The sequence below is a fragment of the Neobacillus sp. NPDC093127 genome (assembly GCF_044754175.1).
In the GTDB taxonomy this organism is placed as follows: domain Bacteria; phylum Bacillota; class Bacilli; order Bacillales; family Cytobacillaceae; genus Neobacillus.
This window is the reverse complement of sequence record NZ_JBIVOP010000003.1, coordinates 252529-277869: the sequence shown is the minus strand read 5'-3', so window position 1 is coordinate 277869 and position 25341 is coordinate 252529. Positions and strand designations below refer to the sequence as shown.

Annotated in this window: 18 protein-coding genes; 10 read left to right on the top strand and 8 right to left on the bottom strand. The window is 41.3% G+C overall.

Going from position 1 to position 25341, the window contains the following annotated elements; translation table 11 throughout:
- Positions 1-9 precede the first annotated feature (9 nt).
- The 3 genes from ACIQCO_RS06570 (at position 10) to ACIQCO_RS06560 (ending at position 2515) form a co-directional block, all read left to right on the top strand.
- Positions 10-588, top strand: coding sequence for a TRAP transporter small permease (locus ACIQCO_RS06570; protein WP_400426895.1), 579 nt, complete (start codon positions 10-12; stop codon positions 586-588).
- Positions 589-604: 16 nt separating this feature from the next.
- The gene (locus tag ACIQCO_RS06565; protein WP_400426894.1) at positions 605-1879 is read left to right on the top strand and encodes a TRAP transporter large permease; all 1275 of its coding nucleotides are present in this window, start codon (positions 605-607) and stop codon (positions 1877-1879) included.
- 459 nt (positions 1880-2338) lie between these two features.
- Positions 2339-2515: a hypothetical protein gene (locus ACIQCO_RS06560; RefSeq protein WP_400426892.1), complete on the top strand. Its 177-nt coding sequence runs from the start codon at positions 2339-2341 to the stop codon at positions 2513-2515.
- Between the two features lie 99 nt (positions 2516-2614).
- On the opposite strand, the gene ACIQCO_RS06555 is transcribed toward ACIQCO_RS06560, so the two are convergent.
- Positions 2615-3367: an ABC transporter permease gene (locus tag ACIQCO_RS06555; protein WP_400426891.1), complete on the bottom strand. Its 753-nt coding sequence runs from the start codon at positions 3365-3367 to the stop codon at positions 2615-2617.
- Positions 3364-4095 carry an ABC transporter ATP-binding protein gene (locus tag ACIQCO_RS06550; protein ID WP_400426890.1) on the bottom strand — a complete coding sequence of 244 codons (732 nt, stop codon included), beginning with the start codon at positions 4093-4095 and terminating at the stop codon, positions 3364-3366. The genes ACIQCO_RS06555 and ACIQCO_RS06550 overlap by 4 nt, the downstream gene beginning before the upstream one ends.
- A 252-nt stretch (positions 4096-4347) precedes the next feature.
- Between ACIQCO_RS06550 and ACIQCO_RS06545 the strand changes: the two genes are divergently transcribed.
- Positions 4348-9276, top strand: coding sequence for a bifunctional 2',3'-cyclic-nucleotide 2'-phosphodiesterase/3'-nucleotidase (locus tag ACIQCO_RS06545; protein ID WP_400426889.1), 4929 nt, complete (start codon positions 4348-4350; stop codon positions 9274-9276).
- 137 nt (positions 9277-9413) lie between these two features.
- Here ACIQCO_RS06545 and ACIQCO_RS06540 read toward each other — a convergent pair whose 3' ends face one another.
- Positions 9414-10733, bottom strand: a complete 1320-nt coding sequence (locus ACIQCO_RS06540; RefSeq protein WP_400426888.1) for a cell wall-binding repeat-containing protein — start codon at positions 10731-10733, stop codon at positions 9414-9416.
- A 363-nt stretch (positions 10734-11096) separates the two neighbouring features.
- Here ACIQCO_RS06540 and ACIQCO_RS06535 point away from each other — a divergent pair, with 363 nt between their 5' ends.
- Positions 11097-14846 carry a S8 family serine peptidase gene (locus ACIQCO_RS06535; RefSeq protein ID WP_483873835.1) on the top strand — a complete coding sequence of 1250 codons (3750 nt, stop codon included), beginning with the start codon at positions 11097-11099 and terminating at the stop codon, positions 14844-14846.
- Positions 14847-15046: 200 nt separating this feature from the next.
- Here ACIQCO_RS06535 and ACIQCO_RS06530 read toward each other — a convergent pair whose 3' ends face one another.
- On the bottom strand, positions 15047-16081 hold the full coding sequence (locus ACIQCO_RS06530) for a C40 family peptidase (protein WP_400426885.1): 1035 nt from the start codon (positions 16079-16081) through the stop codon (positions 15047-15049).
- A gap of 670 nt (positions 16082-16751) precedes the next feature.
- On the opposite strand from ACIQCO_RS06530, the gene ACIQCO_RS06525 reads away from it, so the two are divergent.
- Both ACIQCO_RS06525 and ACIQCO_RS06520 read left to right on the top strand, forming a co-directional pair.
- Positions 16752-19349: a bifunctional 2',3'-cyclic-nucleotide 2'-phosphodiesterase/3'-nucleotidase gene (locus ACIQCO_RS06525; RefSeq protein ID WP_400426884.1), complete on the top strand. Its 2598-nt coding sequence runs from the start codon at positions 16752-16754 to the stop codon at positions 19347-19349.
- Between the two features lie 210 nt (positions 19350-19559).
- Positions 19560-20279 carry a DUF421 domain-containing protein gene (locus ACIQCO_RS06520; RefSeq protein WP_400426882.1) on the top strand — a complete coding sequence of 240 codons (720 nt, stop codon included), beginning with the start codon at positions 19560-19562 and terminating at the stop codon, positions 20277-20279.
- Positions 20280-20334: 55 nt separating this feature from the next.
- Here ACIQCO_RS06520 and ACIQCO_RS06515 read toward each other — a convergent pair whose 3' ends face one another.
- The 4 genes from ACIQCO_RS06515 to ACIQCO_RS06500 form a co-directional block, all read right to left on the bottom strand.
- Entirely contained in the window at positions 20335-20520 is a 186-nt protein-coding gene (locus ACIQCO_RS06515; protein WP_400426881.1) for a hypothetical protein, read from the bottom strand.
- 109 nt (positions 20521-20629) lie between these two features.
- The gene (locus tag ACIQCO_RS06510; protein ID WP_400426880.1) at positions 20630-20848 is read right to left on the bottom strand and encodes a TM2 domain-containing protein; all 219 of its coding nucleotides are present in this window, start codon (positions 20846-20848) and stop codon (positions 20630-20632) included.
- 71 nt (positions 20849-20919) lie between these two features.
- A complete protein-coding gene (locus tag ACIQCO_RS06505; protein ID WP_400426878.1) occupies positions 20920-21810 on the bottom strand; it encodes a GGDEF domain-containing protein in 891 nt (296 codons plus the stop codon).
- 408 nt (positions 21811-22218) lie between these two features.
- Complete coding sequence (locus ACIQCO_RS06500; RefSeq protein WP_400426877.1) at positions 22219-22374, bottom strand: hypothetical protein; 156 nt, start codon at positions 22372-22374, stop codon at positions 22219-22221.
- Positions 22375-22669: 295 nt separating this feature from the next.
- Here ACIQCO_RS06500 and ACIQCO_RS06495 point away from each other — a divergent pair, with 295 nt between their 5' ends.
- The 3 genes from ACIQCO_RS06495 (at position 22670) to ACIQCO_RS06485 (ending at position 25314) form a co-directional block, all read left to right on the top strand.
- Positions 22670-23302 carry an FMN-dependent NADH-azoreductase gene (locus ACIQCO_RS06495; protein ID WP_400426876.1) on the top strand — a complete coding sequence of 211 codons (633 nt, stop codon included), beginning with the start codon at positions 22670-22672 and terminating at the stop codon, positions 23300-23302.
- A gap of 450 nt (positions 23303-23752) precedes the next feature.
- On the top strand, positions 23753-24481 hold the full coding sequence (locus tag ACIQCO_RS06490; protein ID WP_400426875.1) for an amino acid ABC transporter ATP-binding protein: 729 nt from the start codon (positions 23753-23755) through the stop codon (positions 24479-24481).
- Between the two features lie 17 nt (positions 24482-24498).
- On the top strand, positions 24499-25314 hold the full coding sequence (locus ACIQCO_RS06485) for a transporter substrate-binding domain-containing protein (protein WP_400426874.1): 816 nt from the start codon (positions 24499-24501) through the stop codon (positions 25312-25314).
- Positions 25315-25341 lie beyond the last annotated feature (27 nt).

Below are 25341 nucleotides of genomic sequence, written 5' to 3'. Positions count from 1 at the left end.
GTGCGATAAATGAAAGGGTTTATGACGGAAATGAGTAAAAAGGTTGATAAAGCCAGTAAATATCTCTTGATTTTATTTTTCGTTATTGCTTTCGTTTCTACTGTTTATCAAGTATTTTCCCGGTTCGTTTTACAGAGTTCCATCGTACAAAAAATGCTCCCAATGATTGACTTTTCCGTATTTAATTTAAGCTGGATTGAAGAACTGATTCGGTATATGTTTGTCTGGATTGTTTTCTTAGGAATCGGAATTGTTTATAAAAGCAAGGAACACGCTCAGGTGGAAATTTTGCTTCATTATATGCCTGAGAAGTTTAAGGGTAAGCTGCAAGTCCTCGTCGAAGTCATCAACTCCGCTGTTTTTCTATTTTTAATCGTTTATGGCTGGAGTATTTTAAAATTTACCAGTCAACAAATATCCCCTTCTATGGGATGGAATATGACCCTGGTTTACGGCTCGGTGCTTGTCTGTTCGCTCATCTGTCTTCTTCATTCCATTGATAATATACTTGGTTTGGTACTTGCAAAGGAAGATAAAGCTGAGATTGTACAGGTAGACGTGGCAAACGAGAAGCCCTTTTTAGGATAATGAAGGAGGAATATGAATGACAGTAGCAATTGTTGTCCTGGTCGTATTGTTTTTACTGATGTTTCTTGGTGTTCCTATTGCTATTTCGCTGATTTTAGCATCTATTTCCGGCTTTTTGACAAGTATCTACTATATTCCATTAGAAGTCGTTCCGCAAAGACTGATCACCTCCGTAGATTCCTTTCCGCTTCTGGCGATTCCATTTTTTATGCTCACGGGTGAATTCATGATGTCCGGCAGTATGGGGAAAAGGATTGCCGGGTTTGCTTTTGCATCGGTCGGCTGGGTCCGGGCCGGCTTAGCTCAGGTTTCTACATTAACAAGTATGTTTTTCGCTGGTATTTCCGGTTCCGGAGCAGCAGATACGGCCGCTGTTGGTAAAATGATGATCCCGATGATGGAAAAAAAGGGGTATGATAAAGGATTTGCGGCTGCCACGGTAGCAAGTGCAGGAACGATCGCAGTCGTGATTCCGCCTTCGATTCCGATGATTGTTTACGGTGTGACAGCAGGAGTTTCGATTGGTGATTTGTTTACGGCGGGAATTGTCCCCGGGATTTTAATTGGTATCTCGATTATGCTGGTAAACTATTGGCTGACCAAAAAGAATAACTATTCCCAGGAGCATACGAAATTTGAATTCGCCTCTTTCAAAAAGACTTTTTTCGAAGGAATATTGGCTTTGATTCTTCCATTGATTATTATCATTGGAATCCGCGGAGGTATTTTCACCCCGACGGAGGCTGGGGCGGTAGCTGCCGCGTATGCATTTATTATCAACAAATTTGTCTATAAGGATATGGATTGGAAGGATATCCCCGAGGCATTTATTAAAGCAGGAAAAATGACGGCGATGGTTGTGTTTATTATTGCGGCTGCTAACCTATTTGGCTGGCTCCTAACCGCTGAACAAATCCCGCAGCTGCTTGTTAACTTGGTAACAGGATTCTCTGATAATCGTTATCTGGTCCTGCTTATGTTCACGGTCATATTCTTTATCGCAGGCTGCTTCCTAAATGCATCAGCCGCTATTACGATATTAACACCACTATTGTTGCCAATTGCCTTAGCAGCAGGAATTGATCCTATCTTCTTTGGCCTTATCATGGTCGTCAACCTGTCAATCGGGCTCATCACACCACCAGTAGGGTTAGACCTCTTTGTCGTAAAAGGCATCGCCGACGTTTCTTATGATAAACTGATTCGATCCGTTGTTCCGTTTATCGCCGTCATGGTCGTCGACCTGTTAATCATCACCTACTTCCCAGCACTATCCATGTTTTGGGTTTAAGCACGGGGCAAGTTCTTTTGTTTCTATTTCACCTCCATTATAACAAGAAAGGGTCAGCCCTCTGCATTCGCAAAGGGGCTGACCCTTTTTATATTGTTGAGTAAATGATTGGGTTACCCCCAATCCGATTCTTTTGTCGCAAACCTCGTGAAGATTTAAAATATTATTATTTTTCCAAGCGAAGTTTTTATAATATAATGTGTTTCGGACGAGGGGATATACAGAAGAATCCTTATAAGGCACATGGCAAAAGAGATTGATATATCAATATTATTTACGGTTTTTGTAATATTTTTACTTTTCGCTTTCGCGTTCACATTCGCCCGTAACTGTGCTATTATCATTACGATTTTGGGCTGATTTTTTTAAAAAATAACTACCATGATGTTCGAAGGAATCTCTTCAAGCATTGATGCCTAAGGTAACATCGTGGGAAAATAATCGAGGAGTAGGATGGAAGTGAACACGATGGGTCTGGAGCAAAGTGAGAACCGGAATATCTTGGTGGAAATCAGAGAACTGAAAAGCAGGCTGAATGAACTGTATCGGCAAAAAGGTCCGGCCAGTTCCGATTATATTTCCATGTCATTAAAGCTGAATTATTTAATGAACGAATTTTTTGAGGCGAATCTTTAAGTACATTGGAGGTTCAACCGACAGTCTAAGAGGGATGGAAAATCCCCTCAGACTATAGCTAAACTTTATCCATTTTATCGCTAGAAAAGGTCTTACTATCTATCGCGCCCGTAGCATCTGCATTCTTTGGTTGAATAGTGATGGATAGGATAAAGTCCCAAGCATGATACTAGTGACGGCTGCGGTGGTTAAGAGCAAAAATAATATAAGCAATTGGAATTGTACGGCTTGAATTGGATCGGCCCCGCCGATGATTTGGCCGCTCATCATGCCTGGAAGCTGGACGAGCCCAATGGTTTTTTGGCTTTCAATTGTCGGTATCATGCTTGCTTTTATAGAAGTGATCAGCTGGGTGTTGATGGCCTGTTTCGGTGTTCCGCCAAGGGACAGGATGAGTTCCGTTTCGTCCTGACGTGATTCTATCTCGGCAGAAAACCGGTTAAGGAACAAAATGGCGAGGACCATGGAGTTGCCAATGACCATACCGCTGAGCGGGATGATATATTGGGCCGCCCGCGGCGTAATGTTGAAGCCGAGTATAATCCCTTGCGTCAGTACTTCAATAAAAATTAAAGTAACTGCCACTTTCCATGTGATGCCTTTAATCGCACTCCCTTTTTTCCTAGCATTTTGCGTGGCTGCGCCAATCATGACCATCACCATCAGGAATATATAGAGAGGGCTATCCGCTTCGAAGATGAATTGGAGAATATAGCCGACCGCTAACAGCTGGATGACGGAGCGAATGGTTGCGATCATCGTGTCTTTTTCCAGCCCTAGGTGGAGTGTTTTTGATAAAAAAAGCGGGATTAGGACGAAAACAAGCGCGATGGTTAGTGCGAGATAACTCATTGGCCTTCCCCTTTCACAAAACGTTTCACTTTTTCATTAACCGGCGCCTTCAGCAAGCTGCTTTCCCCCGTTTCAATCACTTTCCCACCCATCATCACCCAGGTGTATGCCCCGATTGTCAACGCCTGCTCCAGATTATGAGTAATCCAGATGATGGTCGTGTTGAATTTCCGGTTTATTTTTACAATCAATGCTTCGATTTCCTTCTGGGATGCCAGGTCGAGCGAAGATGTAATTTCATCGAGCAAAATGACGCGGGGACGGTTAACCAGTGTCCGGGCAATCGAAACCTTTTGGCGCTGCCCGCCCGATAGATCTTTACTATGTCGGTGCAAAAATGAAGCATCCAGGCCTACATCGGTCAATAAATTTATCGCTTCTTCCTCCGCTAGTTGTTTCCCCTGCAGTTCCATGGGCAGAGCCAGATTTTTGAGTACGCTGCCGCTGATCATTGGTGCACTTTGAAGCGCCATTCCCACGTAGCGCCGCAATTGGACCGGTTCGCAGCTATCGATGTTTTGGTCGTTAATAAAAATTTCCCCTGAATCAGGCGACAGCAGGCCGTTGCATAGTTTAAGCAGTGTCGTCTTTCCAGCTCCTGAAGGCCCGACCAAAGTGGTGATTTTACCTTCATGAAACGATCCGGTAATATCTTTTAAAATCGGCTGATTGTCAACGGAATAATACACATCCCGAAAATGTACAGCCGGTTTATAGTCCGCTGACATTATTTTCACTTCTTTCCAAGTTCCTTTTGGGAATGAATTATATCACAGATGTTACCAAATCCCCTACCCCAATTTATTATCCCACTATTTTTGATTCTCTAAGATGTAAAATGATTGCAATTAATGAATTTTTGTAAAAAATATTATATAATTTTAAAATTGTGTAAAATTTTATGAAATTTCTATCATTCTTCCATAAAGGTTAGTACAATAGGTTTGAAAGATCATAAACTCTTGAAAGGTGGGAAAAAGTTGAAAAGAAAGATTGCAAGAAACATTCGCAGCAAACTATTAAAAAGTTCTCTCGCATTAACTCTCGCAGCAAGTATGATCCCCTTCTCATTTAGCCCTGGAGCGGCTTATGCAGAGGCAGCAGGAAACACGGCGACTCTTCGCATCTTAGAAACGACGGACCTACATAATAACGTGTTGTCCTACGATTATTATCAGGATACGGGTGCAGGTCTCAACTATGGTTTATCCAAAACGGCAAGCTTGATTGGGCAGGCGAGATCAGAGGTACCAACGGAAAACTCCATGCTGTTTGATGCAGGTGACACGCTTCAAGGCAACCCTATGGCCGATTATGTGGCAAAAGTGAAGCCAATCACCAAGGCAGACACACACCCAATGTTTAAAGCGATGAATCTATTAAAATATGATGCTGCGATTGTCGGTAATCATGAATTTAACTTTGGTTTAGACTTTCTCGACACGGCGCTGGCAAATGCTGCATTTCCAATTGTAAACGCTAACATTTATATTGATGATAAGGACGGAAATCCTGATAACGATAAAAACTACTTTACACCATATGAAATCATTGATAAAAAAATCAAGGATAAAAATGGTCAAGAACAAACAGTTAAGGTAGGGGTTATTGGCTTTGCTCCTCCGCAAATTATGCAGTGGGATCGAGATAAAGTTGAAGGAAAACTAATCATTAAAGACATTGTTAAAACCGCAAACAAGTTTATCCCAGAAATGAAGGCAAAGGGCGCTGAAGTCATTGTCGCCATTGCTCACTCTGGCTGTGACATTGCCTCAGAAGGAAAAGAAGCGGCTGAAAATGCTGTTTTTGACTTAACGAAAGTCGACGGCATTGATGCCATGCTTTTTGGACATTCACATACGAATTTCCCTGGCTCTTCTTTTAATGGTAAAAAGGGAATTGATAATGAAAAAGGACATATTAACAATACACCAGCTGTTGAAGCCGGTTATTGGGGAAATAACCTAGGTGTTCTCGATTTAGAATTGGTTCAACAAGCAGATGGAACGTGGAAGGCTGACAGAGCTAATTCAAAATCTGTTAACCGCCCTGTTACCGCTGCAACGACTGCTGTTGACGAGATTGTAAATGCAGTAAAACATGAGCATGAAGCTACACTAGATTATGTACGTGGCAAGCTTGGAGAAACTCCGGCTCCATTAAATACGTTTTTTTCACGGGTAATTGATGACCCGGCGCTTCAACTTATTAATGAGGCACAGACTGACTTTGTAAAGAAATATATTGCCGAGCATCGTTCGGACTTGAAAGATATACCGATCATTTCCGCTGCGGCGCCATTTAAAGGCGGATCAAGTTATACGAATATCCCTAAAGGTGATATTTCAATTAAAAGTGCGAATGACCTTTATATCTATAACAATACGCTTAAGGCCCTTCAATTAACGGGTGCCGAAGTAAGAGAGTGGTTAGAATTGTGTGCGGCAGCATTCAATAAAATTGACCCAAACAAAGAAGGCAATCAAGATTTACTCGATAACGGTTTCACTCCTTACAATTATGATGTGATTGATGGTCTTAAATACCAAATTGATGTCACAAAAGATGCCCGCTATACAAGAAGTGGTGTGAGAACTTCTTCTCAGGAACATCGGATTATCAAGTTAACGATGATGGATGGAACACCTGTAAAAGATGATCAAGTATTTATTTTAGCAACCAATAACCACCGTGCTGGCGGTACTGGAAATTATCCGGGTACGGGTGCTGATGCAAAACTAATTCTTGATTCACTGCTCGAAAACCGCGAAGTATTGATGGATTATATTAAAGAAAAGAAGGTAGTCAATGCTGTTGCCGATAACAACTGGAAGATTGCTCCTGTTGGCGGTGTCGCTAAGTTGGTATTCAACTCGTCGCCAGATGCAAAAGCCTATTTATCTTCAGCACCAAATCTTAAGGATCTTGGCCCATCAACGATTAGACCGGGATATCAGCTCTATGAATTAGATCAAAATGTCCATGTGAAACTATTGGGCATCAATGATCTCCATGGACAATTGGATTATTCGACAACGGTTAGTGGACAGTTAGTGGGCGGTATTGAATATTTAGCCGGATATTTGAAAGAAAAAGAAGCAACAAACCCTTCCCATACGTTAAAGGTTCATGCCGGTGATGCGGTTGGAGCTAGCCGTCCGGTGTCTGCATTAATGCAGGAAGAACCGACTATTCGCTTCTTAAATGAACTTGGTTTTGATGTGGGGACTGTTGGTAACCATGAATTTGATCAGGGTGTTGCCGAGATGATGCGTCTCATCAACGGCGGAAGCCATCCTAAGACCGTTGATAAGTATGGTCCATTTGAAGGTGCGAGTTTCCCGTACACGGTAGCAAACGTTGTCGATGAAAAAACAAACGAGCTTATTTTACCTCCGTACGTTATCAAAGAGGTAGACGGAGTCAAAATTGGTTTTATTGGAGTTGTGACAACAGAAACTCCAACGATTGTTACGCCAAGCGGGGTAGCAGGAGTGAAATTTACCGATGAAGTAGACGCCATTAATAAATACACAGCCGAGCTTAAAGCAAAAGGCATAAAGGCAATCGTTGTTCTTGCCCATGAAGCTGGAAGCTCAGCTACTAATGGCTCGAACCCGACTGGAAAAGTGGTTGAGTTTGCAAAAAAGGTTGATGATGAAGTTGACGTAATTTTTGGCGCCCACAACCATGCGTATATGAATGCAACTGTAAATGGAAAATTAATGATTCAGTCGTATTCGTACGGAACAGCTTTTTCAGATGTTGATTTAACAATTGATCCAGTTACACAGGATATCGTGGCAAAAGAGGCCAAAATCGTAAGAACGGTACAAAACAAAGAACATCTTGATGTTAAAACGAAAACGAAGCTTGATGAATATCTAGAATATATTCAACCAATCACAAGTGAAGTAGTAGGGGAAGCCGCTACTGCGATTAGCCGTTCTACTAGTTCAGCCGGCGAATCGGCATTGGGTGACTTAATTGCCGATGGAATGCGCGCGAATACTGGCACGCAATTTGCCTTTATGAATTCAGGCGGAATCCGTGATGATATCAAAAAGCCAGGTCCGATTACTTGGGGTGATCTTTTTGCCATTCAGCCGTTTGGTAACGATATTGTTACGATGAAACTAACGGGTGACCAAGTAAGGATTTTACTCAACCAACAATGGTCTGCTTCTGGGTCGAAGATTATGCAGATTTCCGGATTGAAATATACTTGGACAAGTAAATTACCGATTGGAAATAGAGTGTTAGATATCTATCTTCCAGATGGTACGGAAATTGACCCTAAAGGCGAGTATACGGTCACTGTTAATAACTTTATGGCAGATGGCGGAGACGGATTTACCATCCTTAAAGAAGGTAAGGAAAGAGTAACCGGGACAACTGATTTTAAAGCATTGTTTAATTATGTTAAAGCTCAATCGGCTATTAAACCATTAGCCCCAGTTATTGAGGGAAGAATTTTAAGAGATGTTGTAAAAACCCCAACTGTTCAAGTGTCGCAATTTGATTCGATTTTACGCGGACAAACGAGCCTTGGGGCAAAGATTGTTGTATCTATCGGCGATAAGACTTTCGACGAAGTCACAGCTGATGAATCAGGTAAATTTGAAGTGGAGATTGGTAAACAAGCTGTTGGTACAGTGATTACGCTAGACATTACGGATGCACTTGGTAATAAAGGTACTTTCAAAGTGACGGTCGCAGCACCTGCAGCACCGGTTGTTAATCCGGTAACTGATGCGGACGTAGTGGTCACCGGAACTTCCGAAGCAGGAACAAAAGTAGTGGCGAAAGCAGGCGATATGGAACTAGGTACTGCCGTTGCGAATGCAGAAGGTAAATTTGCCATCACTATTGTCAAGCAAGCAGCAGGAACCGTCCTTACGGTAACAGCAACAGATGCAGCTGGAAACGTAAGTATCGCAACAGAAGTAACCGTCAGCGACGCAACAGCACCAGCAGCACCGCAAGTAAATGCTGTTACGGATGCGGACGAGGTCCTAACAGGTACAGCTGAAGCAGGCTCGACAGTGATAGCAATGGTGGATGGAAAGGAAATCGGCCAAGCGACTGCAGATTCAGCAGGCAAGTTTGAAATCAAAATTGCGAAGCAAAAAGCTGGCGTGAAAATTTCTGTAACGGCGACAGATGCGGCAGGAAATACGAGTGCAGCAACTGAAGTAACCGTAAGTGCTAAAGTTGTTGAGCAGCCAGCTAAACAAGGTTGGAAATTTGAAAACGGTAAATGGTATTTCTACGACAATGATGTGGCCAAAACTGGCTGGTTAAAGGACAAAGAGAAGTGGTACTACTTAGGTGCCGATGGGGCCATGGTAACGAAAGCCTGGGTTCAAACCGGAGCGAAATGGTACTACTTAGGTACTGATGGAGTCATGGCAACGAAAGCGTGGGCACAATCCGGAGCGAAATGGTATTACTTAGGTGCCGATGGCGTTATGGTCACAAAAGCATGGGTTCAAACCGGAGCGAAATGGTACTACTTGGGTGCTGATGGAGCTATGGTCACAAAAGCGTGGGCACAATCCGGAGCGAAATGGTACTACTTAGGTACTGATGGAGCTATGGTAACGAAAGCCTGGGTTCTATCCGGCGGCAAATGGTATTTCCTTGGCAGTGACGGGAAAATGCTCGAAAATGAATGGCTGCTTGATAAAAATAAATGGTACTACCTAGGTAAAAATGGTGCAATGGCTGCCACTTCATGGGTACGATCAGGAAGCAACTGGTATTTCATGGACAACAATGGCGTCATGAAAACTGGCTGGGTATTGACCGGCGGCAAATGGTACTATCTCTACACAAATGGAAAAATGGCAGCTAACACGGTTGTACAAGGTTATAAACTTGGAGCAGACGGTGCCTGGATTAAATAGTTGGCAATTCTATTAAGTAAAGGCCTTTTCTCGATATGAGAAAAGGCCTTTTTTTGTCGTTAAACTATCGGGGGGAAGTTAGATCTGCACTCCCAACTCAAAAAAACCAGCCCCCTAAAAAGGGACTGGTTCAAAAATTACTCGAATGTATTCTCCTCTAAATAATCTCCCCAGACAATCCAGAACTGCCCGGTCTCCGGATCATAGTCAATGAGCCAATTTTCAAATTCAACGCTCTGATTCAGGCGGATTGCTTTATCCAATTCAGCACTTAAAACGTCCGATGGTATCCGAATGCCGAGTGTATCTGCTACTTCGACGCCCAGTTTGGCATAATCTTTATGAAAGGAAACAACTCCCCCAGGAATGGCCCAGCCAACCCCTTGGTTCCCTTTGAAAAATAAGAATCCACGCTCACCGTTTTCGAGGAATTGAACCTTGACGCTGACCCCATATTTCACGGTAATATCCTTGAACCGATCTAAATATGGATCGTCATAAACCCGGGCGCCGTCAGCCCCGACCCTGCTCCCGTCAACAATCGTGTCGACAGCCATTTTGCCGCTTGAATAGAAGTAATACTCTTTATGATTAATCTCTCTCCAGCCCGTTGCCATCGCCCCGTTTTGATCAAGGTAATACCACACTCCCCCTGAGTAGAGCCAGCCTGTCTTCATAGCTCCGCTTGCATTTAAGTAGTACCACTTGCCGCCGGTATTGACCCATCCGGTTTTCATGATGCCGTTTTGATCAAGAAAATACCAATCGTGATTGGTGAAAACCCAGCCCTTGGCAGGTCCATCTTCGCCATAGTAGTACCATTTACCATTAAGGTTGAACCAACCAGTTCGCATTGCGCCGCTTCGATCAAACCAATACGTTACACCGCCTGTTGTCAGCTGTGCCGTTCGCATGACCCCGTTTTTTTCAAGGTAGTACCACTTGCCATTCTCCTTGACCCAGCCGGTTTTCATCGCCCCGTTTTGATCAAGGTAATACCACACTCCCCCTGATTGCAGCCACCCCGTCTTCATTGCACCGTTAGGGGAAAGGAAGTACCATTTGCCGCCAGTATAGACCCATCCGGTTTTCATAACACCGTTTTGATCTAAATAATACCAGCTGTTTAAATGATTTAGCCAGCCTTTGTAAGGTGTTTTAGAACCTGGCAGATAGTAATACCATTTGCCGCCGCTGGATTTCCAGCCATTAACCGTTTCAAGGAAAAAATCATAGCTCTCCTTCGTCACCTTACATGGGTAGCCATCCTTGTCGTTATCGAGGTTGTATGGGTCGTTGGTCGCGCTGTAGCCATTGGTGTACCAGAATACCATCAACTCTCTACTGTTGGAAAAATCATGGCAGGTTTTCCCGCTGATCGTTTCAGCAGAAACCTGTGAGTGCATGCCCCAGAAAAACATAAACGCAAAAAGGGCTGAAAAGAGTAGTTTTTTCATATAGACCTCCTAAAGCTAGTATATTTCATAATAACTATACAATATAATTTATAGGAAAAAAATAGTATTTTTTGATAATAGTAGAATGAGGGGCTGTGATCAGCCCCCTGCTCAGCTAAAGTATGAAAGTAAGGCAGAGAGCAATAGCTCTTTGCCTTTTTGCCTATTAAGAAATAGGTGACCATTGAATAGTCACTAGCTGAATTTTTTATACATTCAAACTATTGAAACAAATATCTGGGAAAATAGTGTATTTCATCCTATAATGGTAACTATTGAAAGTTAAAACAAGTGGGAGGAAACAAATTGAAGAAAAAGAAACAATTTCACGTACGTTTATTTAGTATTGTAGCAGCGGTTATTATGGTATTTTCATTGCTATCACCTGGACTTGCGAATGCGAAATCAACTAAGACACCCTACCTATATGTAAATGATTCGCAAAAGGCTGCAAAAGAAAAGATTAGTAATCGTTTACTAGATACGTATAAAAAAGAGGACAAAGTCACTTTTTTAATAAAATTTAAAGAAAAGGCAGATACAGCAAATGCTATCAAGCGGACGAAAGCGATCGCGAAGCAAGAAAAACTTACTGCGAATAAAGAAAAGTTTATCCAGCGCTCGGCAGTTGTCTCTGAATTAAAAGCGACTGCACAGGTTGAGCAGCAAAACGTATTAAAATATCTGAAACAAGAAGTACATAAAGGGAATGTCGAATCTTTTAATTCCTATTTTATCGTCAATGGTATGGCGGTTACAGCAACGAAAGAGGTTGCCGAAAAGATTGCAACTTTTTCTGAAGTTGAAAAAGTATTACCAAATGAAACAAGACAATTATTTGTTTCCACAACTAATGAGGAAAGTCCTCAGTCAAATCTAGCGAATGTCGAGTGGAATGTTGAGAGAGTTGGGGCTCCAGCTTTATGGGAAAAGGGAATCGACGGTACTGGTGTAGTGGTAGCAAGTATTGATTCCGGTGCTCAATGGGATCACCCCGCATTAAAAGAAAAGTATCGAGGCTATAATGCAGCAACGGGAGAAGTTGATCACGACTTTAATTGGTTTGATGCCACGGCTGGACGATCGATTCCATATGATGATTTAGCGCATGGAACACATGTGACTGGGACAATGGTCGGCAGTGAGCCAGATGGATCAAACAAAATTGGAGTAGCACCGGGTGCCAAATGGATTGCTGTTAAAGCATTCTCGGAGACTAGCGGAAGTGATGCGAATTTGCTTGCGGCTGCAGAGTGGATTTTAGCACCAAGAGATTCAAAGGGGAATACGCGGGTTGACTTGGCACCAGATATTGTTAACAACTCCTGGGGTGGCGGACCGGGTCTTGATGAATGGTATCGAGATGTGGTAAGAGAATGGAGAAATGCGGGAATATTTCCTACATTTGCAGCAGGGAACACAAGCATGACGAATATCGGCGGACCCGGGTCTGTCGCAAATCCAGCAAACTATCCCGAAGCCTTTGCGGTAGGGGCAACGAATAAAAATGATATAGTTGGAGATTTTTCATTACGTGGACCTTCCCCGTATGGTGAAATTAAGCCGGATATTTCAGCGCCTGGAGCAAATATTCGATCATCCATACCTCGCAGTGATTATGACGGCGGCTGGGATGGCACATCGATGGCGGCCCCTGCGGTATCAGGAATTGTTGCACTATTATATGGAGTGGATGCAAGTTTAACAGTTGATGAAATTGAAAAGATATTAATAGAAACAGCAACGCCTTTAACAGATAAGGAATATCCGGAATCACCAAATAATGGGTACGGCTATGGATTAGTTAATGCTTACAATGCTGTATCTTCTATTAGAGAAGGCCTGGGGACTTTGGAAGGAAAAGTCGTTCAAACGGTTGCGGATTCTGAACTGCCTATTAGAGGAAAAGTAAGTGCTCTTGAAAGCAGACAGTACGTCAACACAAGTCCTGATAACGGCTCATATAAATTTCCACATGCTGTCGGAAAATTTACCGTCCAAGCTGAAGCATATGGATATCAATCTAAACAACAATCAGTAACTTTTGAAAAAGATAAAGCTATACATGCCGATTTCACCTTGAACGAAATCCCAAAAGGAACTGTAAGTGGCGTCATTACCGATAAAATATCAGGGGAAGCTGTTGAGGGTGTGACATTACTCCTGATTGAAGATGCCAATATTGCACCTGTTGCAACGGATAAGGACGGTAAATATACCATTACGGCTTACGAAGGTAGTTATACATTGAGAGCAATGAGAAGCGGCTATCACAGTCAAGATATTACGATTACAATTAGCGGAGATAGCCGAGGCGTTGATATTGTTCTTGATCCATTTTACACGTATCCTGGTGGCGAAATTGGCTACGACAATGGAATCGTCGATAATGGCAGTATGTATTTTGGCGGTGGGGTTGGATGGGCAGTAAAAATGTCATTGCCAGAGAATAAGAAATCAGCGATTGTCACAGATGGAGTGTTTCACTTCAAGAAAAGTAAATACTCAGACACGTTTGGAACAGAATTTAATGTGGAAGTATGGGATGCTTCTGGCCGCGAGGGATTACCGGGTAAAAAACTTGCTGGACCGATAGCTGCCGATGCCATATTGGATGATTGGACAGTAATTGATTTAACTGATTACAATATCAAGGTTGATGGGGATTTTTATATGGTGTATGTCCAAACACTGAATTATCCAGATGCACTGGCTTTAGCAACCGATGATGGTAATCCCTATACAGAGCGAAGCTATCAATATCTTGATGGTGAATTTTATCCAGCATTTGTTGAAGACGGAAATTATATGATCCGTGCACGTGTAAGTTATGAAGTGGAAAAGCCGTTCATTACTTCGCCAAAACAGGCTGAAGTTTTTAAAGACGAAAACATCATAGTAGAAGGAACTGCCTCACCGACAACAACGATTAAATTGATGAATAACAATGAAGAGGCAGGTACGGCAAAAGTTGGCGATGAAGGCAAATTTTCAATCCCAATGAAAATTACAGACGGTGAAAATAGTTTAATAGCGGTCTCCATGTTAAATGGTAAGGTGACGGGAAAATCGGATCCTGTTATTGTTTCACTAATATCCGATAAACCTGTCATGAAAGATCTTAAACCGGCAGTTGACCAATCTATGTTCCCTGGTGAGAAGCTAGAAATCTCTTTCCAAAGTAATGTAATCGGTGGAGAAGCAAACTTTGAAGTGAAACTACCTTCACAAATGAATGCGAAACCTTCTTCTTCTAAAAATAAAATGGAAGAGGTGGAGCCGGGAGTCTATAAGGGTGTTTGGACCGTTCCAGATGTAAAAATTCAAGATGCTATTATTGAAGTGGAACTAACAGATGCCAATGGAAAAAGAGTTACACAGGAAGCACTAGGTAAACTAACGATTAAGCAAACTGAAGTGCCAGTCGAAGAAGTGAAAACAGGCTGGAAAGCCGAGAACGGCAATTGGTACTACTATGACAGTAGAGGCAGTAAAGTAACAGGCTGGGAAAAAGTAGATGCGAAATGGTACTATTTCAACAACAATGGAGTAATGCAAACAGGCTGGCTGAAAGACGGAGCGAAATGGTACTACTTAGGTACTGATGGAGTCATGGTAACGAAAGCGTGGGCACAATCCGGAGCGAAATGGTACTACTTAGGTGCCGATGGAGTCATGGTAACGAAAGCATGGGTTCAATCCGGAGCGAAATGGTACTACTTGGGTGCTGATGGAGCCATGGTCACAAAAGCGTGGGTTCAATCCGGAGCAAAATGGTACTACTTAGGTACTGATGGAGCTATGGTAACGAAAGCCTGGGTTCTATCCGGCGGCAAATGGTATTTCCTTGGCAGTGACGGGAAAATGCTCGAAAATGAATGGCTGCTTGACAAAAATAAATGGTACTACCTAGGTAAAAACGGTGCAATGGCTGCCACTTCATGGGTACGATCAGGAAGCAACTGGTATTTCATGGACAACAATGGCGTCATGAAAACTGGCTGGGTATTGACCGGCGGAAAATGGTACTATCTCTACACAAATGGAAAAATGGCAGCTAACTCGGTTGTTCAAGGTTATAAACTTGGAGCAGACGGTGCCTGGATTAAATAGTAGGGGAATTTGAAAGATTTATTGAGTAAAGGCCTTTTCTCGTTATAAAAGCGAGAAAGGGCTTTTTTCCTTTAGGAAACGATAGATTCTATTAGGTTCAGATAACTTTAACAAAGTTCTCTGAATCCAGCTACAGCCTATCAATATTCTAAAAAAACATCCACTCGGTTATTTGTAGCCTCCCGAGTGGATGTTTACTATTATTTTATATATCTCCGTGCACCCGCATATTCTTTCCCAAATCCGGAAGCTTCAATATCATCAATGCGAACATGAGTGGAGGAGTTAGGCGAGTGGATCATTTTACCATCACCTATATAGACGCCTACATGGTGAACGCTCCCTTTCCCCTCATTGTAGGCGAAGAAAAGCAGGTCGCCCGGTTGGAGATCTTTTCTATCAACAGGTGTGCCATATTTGGCTTGTACAGAGGAATCTCTTGGTATCAAAATGCCATTTGCTTGATAGATTGTGTAAGTAAATCCAGAACAATCATATCCAAAGCCTGACGTGCCAGCCCATAAATAAGGAAGATTTAAGAATTTTTTTCCGGTATTAACGATATCTTCTCCAGTTGGAGCTGGAATATCTGCTTCAGTTTTATAGACAGTGACATCTGCTTTTTTCAGCCATTTCTTGCCGTGACTTGGCGTAGCGACTAACACTTCGTTTTCGAATTCTTGCATAACCGGCAGCCGGGTATTGAAACTAAGCTCCAGGAATTCGCTTTTTGCATGTTTGTCCTCGTATAACCAAGCTGTTGGAGAAGTAACTAAGGCAAACGGGCGGTGCAGCTGATTTTCAAAGCTTTTTTCTTTCGATAATTGGGCCGCCGGCATCCAGCCTGGATAGCCTATGTCACTCTTAGGGGTAAATTGATTGTGAACCGCAACCTTCACCCAATCTCCTTGTCTTTCGAGCACGGTCGCTTTTGATCCATATAAGGCTTGTGTTTCAAGCTTCCCGACAAGGCCGAGTTTATCTTGATACGTCATACTCGTCGTCCATTTTCTTAAATCAGCTGGATTAGTGGTAGAAGGCGTATCGACTTCTCTAAAAATATTTGGTTTTGTCCATATAGTTGCCACAGAAACATCAATGTAGTACGTGTCAATCGTGTCAGTCGTGTCCGTTTCTATGTCTTTTGCCATCGCCCAGCCTGCTGACAAAAAGAAGACACCTGCTAAAAGTAATACAAATACAAATCGTTTTCTCCATAACACTGAAACTATCATCCTCTCTTTTATTGTTTTAATAGGAAAGAAAAACCTTCCTTTAATACCATTGCCTCTCTTCATGATGGAACACTTAATGAGGAAAAAAGATCTAGATAACATTTGTGTTTTCAACTGATGTGTATAAATAAATCATAATGGTAAGCGCTTCCATTAACAACGGTCAGATTTACCTGTTTTGGGGACTGACAACTCGTTCCATTTACCTATAAATGGGAATATTGTTGTAAGCGACCGAACCCAAGAAAATAAAATTATGAAAAATTATTTCCTGAGTAAACCAAATATATAGTAAATAAAATATATTGGCACATTTACAACAAACAAAGAGGCAATTAAAGATAACAGATTTATTGACATAGGATTTTCCCAGGGAGAAGAAATAGACATAACATAAGGAAATGGTGGGTCAAAGATGGATAGGTTTTGATTAACAAAAGGGAACGGAAAACCAAATGCAGTATTTTTTAAATCATCATAATTGCTTATGGAACTTTTGCTGAAATTCCACAATATTAGGATAGGAATGTAAATATGCGGTTTTATCCCCATTCCTTCTTCTGACAACAGGATGCGTAAACGCTATCAACCCATAACTTGTAAAAGTACTAGAGTCATTGTATAATTTTTCGGGGTACTAAATATTTTGTCGAAAGGTGGATGTTTTGTGTTGAAAAAAGGAAAAGTTTTTCTGACTGCTATTTTAATAGCTTTTCTTGTTGCTGCTTCTGTACAAGGGCTTTTTCCTGCTGGGGTAAAAGCAGATAGTGCAGCTGGTACAGGGAACACAGCAAATTTACGTATCTTAGAAACTACCGATCTTCATTCGAATGTAATGCCATATGATTATTATCAAGGTACGGATCAAGGAATTAAATATGGTTTGGCAAAGACTGCAACACTCATCAAGGCGGCACGAGAAGAAGAAGGAGTTAAAAACTCGATGCTTTTTGATGCCGGCGATTCCATTCAAGGGAATCCATTGGCAACGTATGCTGCCAAAAACCTGAAGGCTGGAGAAGTTCATCCATTGTTTAAAGCCATGAACACCCTTGACTACGATGCGGCGATTATCGGGAACCATGAGTTCAACTATGGTCTCGAGTATCTGGATCGTGTTTTAAAAGGTGTGAAATTCAATGTGATAAACGCAAACGTTTATCGTGCTGACGATGGTGAAAACTATTTCACTCCGTATAAAGTTTTAGATAAAACCATTATCGATGATGCTGGTAATGAATCTACGATTAAGGTTGGTGTCATAGGTTTTGTTCCACCACAAATCATGAATTGGGATAAGTTCCATCTTGATGGAAAAGTAACAGTTGAGGGGATTACAGAAACAGCAAGAAAATTCATCCCTAAAATGAAGGAAGAGGGGGCCGACATAATTGTCGCGATTGCTCACTCTGGATGTGACATTCAGGAAGAAGATGATCAAGAGGCTGAGAACGCTGTTTATGAATTAACGAAGGTTCCGGGCATCGACGTCATGCTGTTTGGACATGCGCACACAACGTTCCCAGGGGCAAAAGGCTTTAACGATAAACCGGGAATTGATAATGAAACTGGACATATTCATGGGGTACCTGCCGTTGAAGCAGGCAAATGGGGCGATAACTTGGGCGTCGTGGATTTAAAACTTGTCAATGAAGATGGCAAATGGAAGGTGGACAAAAACGCCTCCAATTCAAAGAATCGTCCAGTTTCCGTTGATACTCCATTGGATCAAGAGATTGTTGCTGGTGTAAAAGACATGCACGAGGCAACGATTAAATATGTGAATGAAAAAATTGGTGAAACGAAGCAGCCGTTGTTCAGCTATTTCTCAAGAGTAGCAGACGATGCTAGTTTACACCTTGTAAACCTGGCGCAAATCGATTATGCAAACAAATGGATTCCATTGAATAAGCCGGAATTAAAGGGAATTCCAGTTGTTTCGGCGATGGCACCTTTCAAAAATAATACGAATGTCGCTGTCGGCGATCTTTCCATTAAAAGTGCAACAGATTTGTACAACTTTGACAATACGATTAAAGCGGTAAAAATGACCGGGACTCAAGTGAGAGAATGGCTTGAATTTTCGGCTTCATCTTTTAAACAGATCGATCCAGCTAAAGAGGAACAACAAGAGTTACTTGATAACTCTTTCCCAGGCTACTTATATGATGTAATTGATGGTGTTAAATATCAAGTGGATGTTACCCAGCCTAGAAGATATGACTGGAGCAAGGGTGTCCTTGAGAACGCGGATTCACACAGAATCATCAATTTCAAGATGATGGATGGTACTCCGATTAAGGATGACCAAACATTCATCGTTGTGACCAATAACTACCGTGCAGGCGGCGGCGGGAAGTTCCCGGGCCTAGTTGACGGAACGGCTGAGCTAGTGCTCGATTCTACTGATGAGATTCGTGATATTTTGATGGATTATATTAGAGATAGAAAAGTCATTGACCTGAAGCCGGATTACAACTGGTCAATTGCACCAGTTGACGGAAATGTAACGATGACATTTACAGCCTCCGCGGCTGCAAAACAATATCTAGACTTAGTGCCTAACATTAATACTGTTGGTGAAGAAAACGGGGGCAGCCAAACCTATCAATTAGTCCCAAGTGCTAATGAAGAACAACCGGTACCGGTTAAAGAAGGTTGGCAATTAGAAGACGGCCATTGGTATTTCTATGAAGATGGCGCAGCTCAAACTGGTTGGTTAAAAGATAAACAAAACTGGTATTACCTTGGTACTGATGGAAAAATGCTTGAAAATGATTGGGTATTGTACAAAAATACCTGGTACTACTTGGGCAAATCAGGGAAAATGCTTGAAAATGTTTGGGTATTGTACAAAAATACCTGGTACTACCTAGGCAAATCAGGGAAAATGCTTGAAAATGGCTGGGTACAGGACAAAAATGTATGGTACTACTTAGGCAAATCAGGGAAAATGCTTGAAAATGGCTGGGTACAGGACAAAAATGTATGGTACTACTTAGGCAAATCAGGTAAGATGCTTGAAAATGGCTGGGTACAGGACAAAAACGTATGGTACTACTTAGGCAAGTCAGGGAAAATGCTTGAAAATGGCTGGGTGCAGTACAAAAATGCCTGGTACTATTTAGGCAAATCAGGCAAAATGCTTGAAAACAGCTGGGTTCAGTACAAAAACAAGTGGTACTACCTTAAAAAAGATGGAACCATGGCAGTAAACACAACCGTCCAAGGATACAAGGTCGGGGCAGATGGAGCATGGATTAAATAAGAAAACAATAAAAAAGCTTAAACAAGTAAAGGCCAATTCCCACGATAAATTAGGGAATTGGCCTTTTTGGAACACGGGACAGGCACCGTGTCCCGGTTCTGATCGGACATGGGCGGTGGGACTTGGGGACAGGCTCCTTGTCCCACCGGTAAATATTCATCTAATGTTTGGTCAATAATGAAATAGTGGTGATGTGATTAAAACTGAAGGATGGATAAATTGGAAAATTTAATCATTACTATTTCACGGACTTGTATTTCGTTTTTAATTTTGATGATGGTGTCGTTATGGATTGGAAAACAAGTGAACTCCGGTAATAACCATTACAATTTTGCTTTATCGATTACAATTGGTTCGTTCATTGCTAATATGGGATTTGATACGAATTTAAAATTTATTCCGATGCTGACAGCCTTCCTTGCCCTTATTACCATTTATTTTCTCAGTTCTCTCATTTCTACGCACAGCAGACGCTTTCGCTTGTTGCTTTCCGGAGAACCGACAGTCATTATGGAGAATGGAAAAATTCTCGATGCGAATATGAAAAAAATAAGGTATACCTTAGACGATTTAAATCAGCAGCTGCGGGAGCAGGGGATATTTGATGTATTTCAGGTGGAATATGCTCTTTTAGAGGTTAGTGGCAAGTTATCTGTCATGAAAAAGGAAAAGTTTCAATCTTTAACGAAAGGAGATTTTCATCCAACCCATCTAAATTCAGAAAAACAGCTTCCAATCGAACTGATTATGGATGGGATGGCTGTTGAGAAGAATTTTAACTCCCAATATTCGAGCACATGGCTGAACCAGGAATTAAAATTAAGAAATTTGCAAATGCAAGAAATTCAATACGCCGTCATCACATCAAATGGTTCCCTATTTATCGATCTGTTTGAGGATCATATAAATGCTCCATTAGACCGCGAATAGGGGACAGGCACCGTGTCCCATTAAAAAAGTGTGACACGGTGCCTGTCCCCCGTCCTTAGTTATTAACTAGATAGCGGTCATACATTTCTAAATCCTCTAGTAGGTTGTGTGTATAGACTAATAACGCTTTTTTGACGATGATGCTATGATTTCCGGAGTTAAGCTCCTGCTCACAATCATCCAATTCCTTGTTTTTGACTAATCTAAGCTCATTAAAAATGCTTCCTAATTCTCTCCCCATTTTTTGACCCCCAACTCTCCTGACTATAAAACTATTTCATAGCTTCAGCATCGCCAAATTTTTCATAGATTATACAAAAAAAGGGACGAGGTCCTGTCCCTTCGTCCCACTAAAATTTAGAGTTGTATTGCCTATCCCATTCTTCATCGGATTTTGTCAGATAGAGTATTCCTTCAATTAATCCAATAAGGCCGGGGATACCTGTCCAGCTAAATAAAATATAAATGATGCCCATTCCGATTTTACCAAGGTAAAATTTATGTATCCCCAAACTGCCTAATAAAATACCTAATACTCCAGCAGTTACTTTAGATTTCATGTAAATCACCTCCTAATTATCATAATATACAATTGTTTACCACTTCGTCTATATCTTTATTATGGGAAATTTCGGATTATTTAAAAATGGGAAGGGTAGGTGTCGTGACTGCCACCACCAACAGCATTCTTTCCCGATGATTTCACTTTATACATCGCTGTATCAGCACTTTTAAATAAGGATGAAGGGGTATCTCCGTGTTTCGCGAAGGCGATACCGATGCTGGCGGAAATCAGCAAATCATTGACCTGAAGCTGTAATTCCTTCAAAATGTCCGCTGCAATTTCGGAAACCTCTTTTTTATCGGTTCCCAATAACATGACAATAAACTCATCACCGCCAAGGCGGCTTACAAAGGTAACATCATTTCGGAACCGTTTTAATCGGCTGGCTACTTCTTTTAATATGTGATCTCCCTGTTCGTGTCCATACGTATCATTCACCTGTTTAAATCCGTCCAGATCAATGAACATGAGGGAAACGGATTGCTCTCCCTGTAAAGAGGCCGATAACTTTTCCATAAAATAATGTCGGTTGGAAAGGCCCGTTAGCGAATCATACAAGGCTAATTTTTTCAATTTCCGATTCAAACTTTGTAACTGTAATTGTTTTTCCGTTAATTTCTCCGATAATAATCCCACACTAATTGAACATAAAAAAGTGACGATGGCAACACCGAGATGGAGTGATAGTTCTTGGTTAACTAATTCGGCCATTTGTAGGTACTTTTCATAAAGTAACCAAAACAAGTGGTAGATATTAACGGTCAACGCCGCAAAGAGCCCGCCTGCAAATCCTAAATAATAGGAAAAGATAAAGCATGGAAACAGCAATAAAAACCAAACCATATCATCAATATAAAATATATCTAACCTCGCCAAAAAGCCTGGACTAATTGTTAATAAAACGCACAAAGCGATGACAGCCTTAGGTATTTTCCGCAGCGATTCCATATTGATACTTAACATCATTGATACTCCCCCCTTTGAACTGCCCCATTTATCTTAATCAATCAAATCAGCACTAACGGCACCTTTTTCATGATAAAAATTTGCATAAATAGTGATACCCCAAATACTCCAACGCTTCCTTTATCTTCTTTAAATCTTAGCATAATTTGTCGGATTTTAGGATAAAAAAATTATTCCCGAGTCATTCACGCTTAACCATTTGTCGAAGATTGATAGGACATTAGATAGGGGACGAGGGGAGCCTGTCCCTCTGGTCTTCTAAATTTCGTTTTTAAAACAAAACAGTAACCTAAATTTTATACATTATTTTTTTAGAAGTAATCCAAAGGTATTCCGTAGACGGGAGACGATTTTAATAAAAGAAAAACGTCTAGGGAAAAAAGCCTAGACGTTGTACTGTGCTATTTTCTAATCCGTAACGTTTTGCACTTCAGATTCATGCACTAATTCAATATGAAATTTGTTCCCGTTTTCTCTAATTTCCCAATAGCCGGACGTATACTTGTGAATAACTGTATAAAGCTTCCCGTTGTACTGTACTTCTTCTAATTCCATACCTATCATCCTATCTTTAAAAAAATGAGTGATATTATATATATTCGTTATCAATCCGTTTATTCCAAATACTAGATTATAGGTGAAAAGAACCGTTTAGTGAAAAAAAGGGTCAAAAAATGTTTAAATGGCTCGAATGCTGTTTATATAGGGCAGTGGGAGAAGTCTCTTTTTCGTTTTTTAATAGTAGAGGAAATTGCTTCTATTCCTTCCAAAAACATTTCGGTTGACGGAAGGTCTTATGTAGGATATTATCAATTCGAGATACTTACTTCAAAGATAACTAAAGGAGATTTTTAATATAATGAACATTTTAGTAGTTAAAGCAAATAACCGTCCAGCTTCACAAGCTGTATCAAGTAAAATGTATGAAACCTTCATGGAGAACCTAGAAGGCGTGAACGTAACAACTTACGATGTGTTTGCAGAAGATATGCCTTACTTTGGCCAGGATTTATTCGATGCTTTTGGAAAAATGCAATCAGGTGAAGAGCTGACAGATGTTGAACAACGTATTTTAGCAGCTAAACAAAAAGCGATGGATGCCCTACAAGCAGCCGACGTTGTTGTCTTTGCCTTCCCACTATGGAACTTAACAATCCCTGCTAAATTACAAACATTCATCGATTATGTATACGCAGCAGGTTTCACCTTTAAATATGACGAAAATGGCCAATTGGTCAGCTTAATGACGGATAAAAAAGCCGTTATTCTAAGTGCGCGTGGCGGTATTTACTCCACACCAGAAGCAGCACCAATGGAAATGGCTGCAAGCTACATCAAAAACGTTGTTGGCGGCGTATTCGGGATGGAAATCGTTGATGAAGTCATTATCGAAGGCCATGCTGCAATGCCAGCACAAGCTGAAACTATTGTTGCAGATGGTTTAGCAAAAGTGGCAGAAGTTGCAAAAAGCTTTTCCGCAGTTCTAGCATAAAAAAGGGTCAGTCCTCCACTGCTTTTATAAGCAGCGAGGGACTGGTCTTTTTTTTTTAGGCTGTGTTAAAGAATATTTTTGATTTTGATCACAATGTTGATTGGAGTGGAAGGCGCGAGACTCCTGCGGGAGCAGCGGGACAGGTGAGACCCCGCAGGCGCTTTAGCGCCGAGGAGGCTCACCGCCCGCCCCGCGGAAAGCGAAGCGCCTGGAACGGAAATCAACATTCACTTTTAACACAGCCTTTTTTAAAAAATCAACAAAATAGGGTTTTTACAATCGGAAATATTTGCAAACTTCCGAATTATCGTTTACTAAAATGCAAATTAAATGTAGTATGTTTATATACCTGCTAATTATTTGTCAATTCGAAAAAATCGCATTTTGGCGACGGATGACAAACAGACAGGCCGCATACATAGTAAAAAAACAACAGGGAGGAGGAGTGGAATGATTCGGTTTGATTCTGTTAACAAATATTTTGGGGACTTTCATGTTCTCAAAAATATTAATCTAGAAATTAATAAAGGGGAAGTAGTCGTTGTTATCGGACCTTCTGGATCGGGGAAAAGTACGATGCTTCGCTGTATTAATCGGCTGGAAACCATCACTGACGGAGAATTAACCGTTAACGATTTGAAAGTGAATGACAAAAAAACGGATATCAATCAGTTAAGGCGAAATATTGGGATGGTATTTCAACATTTTCACTTATATCCGCATAAAACCGTTCTTGAAAACATTACGACGGCACCCATGAAGGTATTAAAGCAATCAAAAGAGGAAGCAGAGAAAGTAGCAAGATATTATCTTGAAAAAGTGGGTATACCAGAAAAGGCAAACTCCTACCCATCTCAGTTATCAGGGGGCCAGCAGCAAAGGGTTGCGATTGCAAGAGGCCTTGCCATGAAGCCCGAAATTATGCTGTTTGATGAGCCTACATCCGCTCTGGATCCGGAAATGATTGGTGAAGTGCTGGATGTTATGAAGGCGTTAGCAAAAGAAGGGATGACGATGGTGGTCGTTACCCATGAAATGGGATTTGCGAGAGAAGTTGCTGATCGCATCATCTTCATGGACCACGGACAAATTCTTGAACAAGGAAAACCGGTTGATTTTTACGCGAATCCAAAAGAAGAAAGAGCGCGCCTATTTCTCAGCCGTATATTAAATCATTAAACTTTAGGGGGAATACTATGTTTAAGAGTAAGGCAAGTAAAATCGCGGGAGTTCTTTTATTATCGGCTTCCATGCTGCTTTCAGCATGCGGCAAAGGGGGAGATAAAGAAACGTCAGGTTCAGCCAAAAACGCTTTAGAGCAAATTAAATCAAAAGACAAAATTGTCATCGGTGTAAAATATGATACAAGATTATTTGGACTTAAGAACCCATCTACCGGCGAAGTAGAAGGTTTTGATATTGATATTTCAAAAGAGTTGGCAAAAGACATTCTTGGTGACGCTAAAAAGGTAGAGTTTAAAGAGGTTACATCTAAAACCCGTATCCCAATGTTAAACAATGGCGATATTGATGCAATTGTCGCAACGATGACGATTTCTGAGGAACGCAAAAAAGAAGTTGATTTCTCAGAAGTTTACTTTGATGCTGGACAATCACTGCTTGTCAAAAAGGGAAGCGCAATCAAAGGACTTGAAGATTTGAAAAAGGGTACGAAGGTTCTTGCCGTTAAAGGCTCAACATCCGCGATCAATATTCGCGAAAAGGCTCCTGATGCAACTGTATTAGAATTTGAAAACTATACAGAAGCCTTCACAGCATTGAAATCCGGCCAGGGTGATGCCTTAACAACGGATGACTCGATTCTTTATGGAATGGCGGACCAGGATTCCAATTATGAGTTAGTCGGCGGTACGTTTACGGAAGAGCCTTACGGAATTGCTGTTAAAAAAGGAAATAAAGAATTAGTCGACGCGATTAATAGCGCATTAAAGAAGATGAAAGAGAACGGAAAGTACGATGAAATTCACAAAAAGTGGATCAAATCCCACTAACAGCCACTGATATCGGGATGGGCAGAC

Bases quoted from the DNA above. Each gene is read 5' to 3' on its own strand.
- ACIQCO_RS06570 (WP_400426895.1), top strand. From the start codon at position 10: ATGAAAGGGTTTATGACGGAAATGAGTAAAAAGGTTGATAAAGCCAGT.
- ACIQCO_RS06565 (WP_400426894.1), top strand. From the start codon at position 605: ATGACAGTAGCAATTGTTGTCCTGGTCGTATTGTTTTTACTGATGTTT.
- ACIQCO_RS06555 (WP_400426891.1), bottom strand. From the start codon at position 3,367: ATGAGTTATCTCGCACTAACCATCGCGCTTGTTTTCGTCCTAATCCCG.
- ACIQCO_RS06550 (WP_400426890.1), bottom strand. From the start codon at position 4,095: ATGTCAGCGGACTATAAACCGGCTGTACATTTTCGGGATGTGTATTAT.
- ACIQCO_RS06540 (WP_400426888.1), bottom strand. From the start codon at position 10,733: ATGAAAAAACTACTCTTTTCAGCCCTTTTTGCGTTTATGTTTTTCTGG.
- ACIQCO_RS06535 (WP_483873835.1), top strand. From the start codon at position 11,097: ATGGTATTTTCATTGCTATCACCTGGACTTGCGAATGCGAAATCAACT.
- ACIQCO_RS06530 (WP_400426885.1), bottom strand. From the start codon at position 16,081: ATGATAGTTTCAGTGTTATGGAGAAAACGATTTGTATTTGTATTACTT.
- ACIQCO_RS06520 (WP_400426882.1), top strand. From the start codon at position 19,560: ATGGATAAATTGGAAAATTTAATCATTACTATTTCACGGACTTGTATT.
- ACIQCO_RS06515 (WP_400426881.1), bottom strand. From the start codon at position 20,520: ATGGGGAGAGAATTAGGAAGCATTTTTAATGAGCTTAGATTAGTCAAA.
- ACIQCO_RS06505 (WP_400426878.1), bottom strand. From the start codon at position 21,810: ATGATGTTAAGTATCAATATGGAATCGCTGCGGAAAATACCTAAGGCT.
- ACIQCO_RS06500 (WP_400426877.1), bottom strand. From the start codon at position 22,374: ATGATAGGTATGGAATTAGAAGAAGTACAGTACAACGGGAAGCTTTAT.
- ACIQCO_RS06495 (WP_400426876.1), top strand. From the start codon at position 22,670: ATGAACATTTTAGTAGTTAAAGCAAATAACCGTCCAGCTTCACAAGCT.
- ACIQCO_RS06490 (WP_400426875.1), top strand. From the start codon at position 23,753: ATGATTCGGTTTGATTCTGTTAACAAATATTTTGGGGACTTTCATGTT.
- ACIQCO_RS06485 (WP_400426874.1), top strand. From the start codon at position 24,499: ATGTTTAAGAGTAAGGCAAGTAAAATCGCGGGAGTTCTTTTATTATCG.